A 6230-nucleotide genomic window follows, 5' to 3' on the forward strand; every position below is an offset into this window, starting at 1 on the left:
ACTTGCACGAGGCCCCATGTACGCAGCTCCCCCCGTTGTCCAGACCGAAGTCCACACCCGCATGCCCGAGAGCTTTCGCCGCATGGGCCACCCCTCCCATTGGGTCGACAAGCGCGGCGCAGGCCCGGTGCACTCCTTCTTGGAGGGGCCTTCCTTCGACCGCGAAGGCAATCTGTTTTGCGTCGACATTCCCTATGGCCGCATCTTCAAGATCACCCCGCAAGGCGAGTGGAGCACCTTCGCCGAGTGGGACGGTGAGCCCAATGGCCTGCGCTTCCACAAGGACGGACACATCGTGGTGGCAGACCATTCGCTGGGCCTCCTGACCTTTGACCCGAAGACGGCCGCCATGAAGGTGCTGCTCAATCGGGGCAACCACGAAGGCTTCAAGGGTCTCAATGACCTGATTTACGGCGCCAATGGCGACGTGTACTTCACCGACCAGGGCCAAAGCGCGCTGAATGACCCGACCGGCCGGGTGTGGCGCCTGCGTGCCACGGGCGAGCTCGACATGCTGTACCAGGGTGTCGCCGGGCCCAACGGCCTCGTCTTGAACAAGGAAGAAAACCTGCTCTACGTCGCGGCCACGCGGACCAACAACATCCTGGTTATTCCGCTGCTGCCCAATCACAAGGGCGTGGGCAAGGTCAGCATGTTCATCCAGCTGTCTGGCAGCCCCACCGGCCCGGACGGCATGGCCCTTGATGAAGAAGGCAACCTCTTTGTCGTTCACGCCGGCTTCGGAACGGTGTGGGGCTTCTCCAAGTACGGCGAGCCAATCTGGCGCATCAAGTCCTGCGCGGGCATGCGCACCACCAACCTGGCCTTCGGCGGCCCGGACAACAAGACGCTGTACATCACCGAAGCCGAGCACGGCGTCATCATCAAGGCGCAACTGCCGGTCGCTGGCAAGCGGATGTACTCGCATGCATGACACGGCTGCATCCGGCGCCCTCGGCCGGGTCCCCGCGCACTTGATGCCCCCTCTGGCTGTCTTGCGCGCCTACCCCGCGCACGACTACACGCTGGCAGGGGCCTTCGCGAGCCGGCTCGCGTCGCGTGTGGACAAGCCGTTCTATGTGTACGACGGCCGCAGCCGGACGTGGGGCGAGTTCGCGGGCGATGTGGCCAAGGCTGCAGCCTTGCTTGCCCAACGCGGCGTAAAGGCGGGCGACCGTGTCGGCATCGTGGCGCGCAACCACCCGGCACATGTCCTGCTGCTGTTCGCACTGGCGCGCCTGGGCGCGACCATGGTGCCGATCAACCCGGAGTTCGGCGTTGCCGAAGCCGGCTATGTGCTGCAGCATGCCGAGCTCTCGGGCGTGGCCAGCGACGCCGCCTGCCTGGCCACCACCCGCGCGGCCTGCGCAGAACGCGGCTTGTCCCCCTGGATGGTGCTGCTCGAAGCCGCACCTGCGGGCACCAGCGATGCGCCCCCGCTATTGCAAGACCTGCTCGCGCAGGTGCATGCTGCCGACGCACCCCCGGTTCAGGGCGACGCTGAATCCATCTGCGTGACCATCTACACCTCAGGCACCACCGGCTTCCCCAAAGGCGCCATGCACAGCCAGCGCAGCTACTTGCTGGCTGGCGAGGCCTTTGTCGAGCGCATGCACGTGCAGCCGGAAGACCGGCTGATGGTGGTGCTGCCCCTGTTCCACATGAACGCCCTGTTCTACTCGGTGTCGGGCACGGTGGCGGCCGGGGCCTCGATGGCCATCGTGCCCAAGTTCTCGGCCTCGGCCTTCTGGGAGCAGGCAGAGGCCACTGGCGCAACGGTGGTCAACATCATCGAGGCGGCCTGCAACATCCTCAAAGCCAGGCCGCGCAGCGAGTTTCGCCCAGGCCACCGCCTGCGCTGCGCCTACGGCGTGCGGCAAAGCGCGCAAGAGGCCTTCCGCAATGATTTCGGCGTGCCCTACTTCGTCTCGGGCTACGGCATGACCGAGATACCCGGCGTGACCTGCAGCCCCTACGGCGGCCTGCAAAAGCCCGGCACCATGGGGCCGGCTGGGCGTCACCCCGACCCGGATGTGCCCTGGGCCCAGTGCCGCGTGGTGGACGACGAAGGACGCGACCTGCCCGACGACACTGTGGGCGAGCTGATCGTCAAAACGCCCATCGTGACCAAGGGCTACTTTCGTGACCCAGAGCAAACCGCTGCGGCCTTTCGCGATGGCTGGTTCCTCACTGGCGATCTGGTCAAGCGCGACGCCGACGGTTACTACACCTTCGTCTCGCGCAAGAAGGACATCATTCGCCGTCGCGGCGAGAACATTGCCGGCGCCGAGCTTGACCGCGTCATTGGCGAGCACCCCGACGTGGCCGAGGCCGCCGCAATTGCGGTGCCCGCCGAATTGGGAGAGGACGAAATCCTGGCGGCGGTGGTGTGCAAACCCGGTGCCACGCTCACCGCCCAGGACATCGCCGCCTGGTGCGCGCGCCATCTGGCACCGATGAAGGTGCCGCGCTATGTGCTGTTCATGGACAACCTGCCCCACACGCCTACGCACAAAATCCTTAAAGGCGCCCTGCGCTCGGACCACACGCTCAAGGCGCGTGCCACCGATCTTTCCCGCGTTTGAAACTGCCCGCTGCTACGAGCCCTTCCCCCACGCCTCTCTACACGGAACCAGCAACATGAAAAAAATTGACCGTCGCCAATTCGTCACATCTGCCTTGACGGGCACCGCCCTGGCCGGCCTGCTGCCCCTTGCGTCATCGCCGGCGCATGCACAGGGAAGTTGGCCTAGCAAGCCGATTCGGCTGGTGGTGCCCTACCCGCCCGGAGGCGGCACGGACGTGGTCTCCCGTCTCATCGCCGAGCCGCTGTCGCAGGCGCTGGGACAGTCGGTGATCATCGACAACCGGGGCGGCGCCAACGGCATCCCTGGCTGCCAATTCGTGGCGACTGCGCCGGCCGACGGCCACACCATCTTGCTGGTGCTGCCGGGGCAGATGGCGGTCAACCCGGCGCTCTATAAAGACCTGCCGTACAACCCGGTGCGCGACTTCGCGCCGATCATCCAGCTGACTTCCTTCGAGGTGGCGTTGGCGGTCAACCCCTCGGTCGCTGCGCGCAATGTCAACGAACTCGTGGCGCTCGCCAAATCCAAGCCGCGTGGCCTGACCCTGGCCTCTGCAGGCACCGGAAGCGCCGGGCACATGGCGGCCATCTGGTTCTCGATGAAAACGGGTGTGGAGTGGCTGCATGTGCCCTACAAGGGCGCAGGCCCAGCCTTCACCGACCTCATTGGCGGCCAAGTTGACCTGACCTTCGCCACCACGCTGTCTACCCTGCCCCATGTGCGCAGCGGCAAGCTGCGTGCGCTGGGCGTCACCGGCGCCAAGCGCTCGGCGGCTGCGCCTGACATTCCGGCCATTGCCGAATCCATTCCGAGCTATGAGTTCACCCAGTGGCACGGCCTGGTGGCACCCGCCCGCACGCCGCCGGAGATCGTGGCGCGGCTCAACGCCGAAATCGGCAAGATCTTGCAGTCGGCCCAGGTGAAGGAAAAGCTCGCCTCGCTGGGCTCGGAGGTCCGCGGCGGAACCTCCGCTGATTTCGCCAAGACGATCCAGGCCGACATCGTCCGCTATGCGGACGTGGTCAAAGTCTCTGGGATGACCCCAGACTAATTGACGCTCAGACCGGACGCACCCGCAGGTTGCGTTCGATCTTCACCAGCACCAGGATCAGGCTGATCAGCAAAAAAGTGCCAAACATCCCGCCGGCGATCGAGAGCTTCATCATCGCGCCGGCCTTGGCACCCAGGACCCGGGCGCTCTCCTCGGCCTCGAACTCCTTGCGGCTTTCGGCCTGACGCTCAAAAAAGTCGGGGTAGATGTCGACCGCAGCGCTGAAATAGTTGCCGAAGGCGTCATCGTCCTTCTTCTTCAAAATGGCGATGATCTCCGGGTCGGCCAATGCCAGGGAGAACAAATCCGTCTGCCCCTTGGCATAGGCCAGCACGCTCGCTTCGCTCTGGGGCTCAAGTGCCAATGTGTTGGCCTTCTTACGCAGGTCAGCCTTGAAACCGTCGGGGTTGTTGAGGTTCTTCTCAAACTTGGACAGGAAGTCGCTCACGACCTTGAGTTGCTTTCCCAATTCTTCCTCAAGCGCCTTGTTTTCTGCCTTGCCACCCTTGGACGAATTGGGCTTTTGCGGTGCAGGTTGCGAAGCCGCGGGCGCAGACTCGAGCGACTTCTTCAGCTCCTGGATCAATGCCTTGTTGTCGACCGCTTCAGACTTGTAAGGAGTTGGAGAAGCGCCCATGTCCTTGACGGCCCAGACCCCCAGGGCCACCGCCGCCACCAGGCTCAAGGCCAGCACCACGAGAATGACCACCCGCAAGATCGCAAGAAAAACATTTTCGAGCTTATTGCCCAGACCACTTTGCACTTCACTCATGACAGGTTCCTTCTTTGTTTCGGCGGTTAATCAGTGAGCACCGGAGATCGCCAACGGCATCAGATTGCCAACAATTGTCATTTTAATCATCAGATGGTGACAGCGCCGTTGCACAAGCGCCGGACCGCGCCTTCTCCTGCCGCACGCCCGCTGGCCATCGAGGCACTGAGCAAGTAACCGCCGGTGGGCGCCTCCCAGTCGAGCATCTCGCCGGCGCAAAAGACGCCCGGCCTGTCACGGAGCATGAGCGAGGCGTCAAGCGCGTCCCAGGCCACGCCGCCAGCGCTGCTGATCGCCTCGTCAATCGGTCGCGGCGCCGCCAAGGCGATGGGCAGGGCTTTGATGGCTGCCGCTAATTGGGCGCTTTGGTGCATGGCCTCGCGCGTGAGCCGCTCATGCAGGATGGCCATCTTGATGCCTTCCAGACCCAGCCGGCCCTTGAGGTGGCTGGACAGGGAGCGGGAACCCCGCGGGTGCGCCACCTCGCGAAGCACATCGGCCTCGCTGCGATCGGGCAGCAGGTCCAGCAAAAACGTGGCCTGTCCCTCGCGTGCGATCGCCTCGCGCAGGTCGGCCGAGAAGGCGTAGACCAGACTGCCCTCGACACCGGTGGTGGTGGCGACAAACTCGCCCTTGCGTCGCTGGTCGCCCAAGGTCATGGCCACCGACTTGAAAGGCTGGCCCGCAAATCGCTCAGTGAACAAGGGCGTCCATCCGCCCGCCACATCAAAGCCGCAGTTGGACGGCTGCAGCGGATGAACCGCCACCCCGGCCGCCTGCAGCAGCGGCACCCAGGCGCCGTCCGAGCCCAGGCGCGCCCAGCTGCCGCCGCCCAGGGCCAGCACCTGCACCGCGCTGTCCACGCTGCGCGGCCCTGCAGGCGTGTCAAATCTCAGGTGGCCGGCATCGTCCCAGCCCCGCCACCGATGGCGCATGTGAAACTGCACGCCGCTTGCGCGCAGCCGGTGCAGCCAGGCGCGCAGCAAGGGCGCGGCCTTCATGTCCACGGGAAAGACGCGGCCGGATGTGCCAACGAAGGTGGGCACGCCCAGGGCCTCGGCCCAGGCGCGCAGGGCCTCGGGGGTGAAGGCGCGCACGGCAGCCTCGAGTGAGGGCGCCTTGGGACGCAGCCGCGTGACAAAGCGCTCGAGCGGCTCGGAGTGGGTGAGGTTCAGGCCGCCACGCCCCGCCAGCAGAAACTTGCGCCCCACCGAAGGCATGGCGTCATAGACATGGACGGACACGCCAGCCTGGGCCAGGGCTTCGGCCGCCATCAGCCCCGCCGGGCCGGCGCCGATCACGGCGGCCTGCTGCGCCTGGGCCGTGCCGCCTGCGCCGACGCTGCCCTCGCCCTCCATTTGAATGTCCACAACTGTCCCCGATCAAAGCCGGGAGTATGGACGATGCGGTGTGGGCAGTTAGGCAGGCGATCAATCCCCGAATGAATCCGCGCCTCGATCCGGCCGGCTCGTCTGGCGGGACGGAATGCTGGATGACTCTCCGCGGGTCATACACCCGGCATCCTGTCGGCCGAAGCCGATCTCAGCGCTAGATTTCAAGCGCTTGAGTCACGGGATCGGCGCAGGGTCACAGTCCCAGACGTACTCGGCATCTTCGACGCGGTGGGTCTTGAACTTGAAGGTGAGTGCAAGTTCGATGAGACCGACCGCAACACTGCCTGGGACCTGGATGGGGCAGCGCTCGAGAAGGCAGACGCAGCCTTCGTAGGCGAGGGACAGCTCGCCAGTTGCCAAGAGAGAGCGAATGGTCGACAACTGCTCGGTCAAGTTGCGGCCTGGGTCAACGCTGGGAGGGAACG

At 65.2% G+C, this 6230-nt stretch carries 6 protein-coding genes; 3 read left to right on the plus strand and 3 right to left on the minus strand.

Annotated elements, in window-relative coordinates; all coding sequences use genetic code 11:
• Positions 1-16 precede the first annotated feature (16 nt).
• The 3 genes from QE494_RS17710 to QE494_RS17720 are packed head-to-tail and all read left to right on the plus strand — an operon-like array spanning position 17 to position 3639.
• Positions 17-934 carry an SMP-30/gluconolactonase/LRE family protein gene (locus QE494_RS17710; RefSeq protein ID WP_300045625.1) on the plus strand — a complete coding sequence of 306 codons (918 nt, stop codon included), beginning with the start codon at positions 17-19 and terminating at the stop codon, positions 932-934.
• Positions 927-2585 carry an AMP-binding protein gene (locus QE494_RS17715; RefSeq protein ID WP_300045628.1) on the plus strand — a complete coding sequence of 553 codons (1659 nt, stop codon included), beginning with the start codon at positions 927-929 and terminating at the stop codon, positions 2583-2585. The genes QE494_RS17710 and QE494_RS17715 overlap by 8 nt, the downstream gene beginning before the upstream one ends.
• Before the next feature lie 55 nt (positions 2586-2640).
• On the plus strand, positions 2641-3639 hold the full coding sequence (locus tag QE494_RS17720) for a tripartite tricarboxylate transporter substrate binding protein (RefSeq protein ID WP_300045631.1): 999 nt from the start codon (positions 2641-2643) through the stop codon (positions 3637-3639).
• A gap of 7 nt (positions 3640-3646) precedes the next feature.
• Here QE494_RS17720 and QE494_RS17725 read toward each other — a convergent pair whose 3' ends face one another.
• The 3 genes from QE494_RS17725 to QE494_RS17735 all read right to left on the minus strand — a co-directional run.
• Complete coding sequence (locus tag QE494_RS17725; RefSeq protein WP_300045635.1) at positions 3647-4411, minus strand: hypothetical protein; 765 nt, start codon at positions 4409-4411, stop codon at positions 3647-3649.
• A gap of 89 nt (positions 4412-4500) precedes the next feature.
• Complete coding sequence (locus QE494_RS17730; protein WP_300045651.1) at positions 4501-5769, minus strand: TIGR03862 family flavoprotein; 1269 nt, start codon at positions 5767-5769, stop codon at positions 4501-4503.
• A gap of 210 nt (positions 5770-5979) precedes the next feature.
• On the minus strand, positions 5980-6230 hold a 251-nt coding region (locus QE494_RS17735; RefSeq protein ID WP_300045638.1), incomplete at its 5' end, for a hypothetical protein.

Source organism: Ramlibacter sp. (assembly GCF_029866045.1).
GTDB lineage: Bacteria > Pseudomonadota > Gammaproteobacteria > Burkholderiales > Burkholderiaceae_C > Ramlibacter.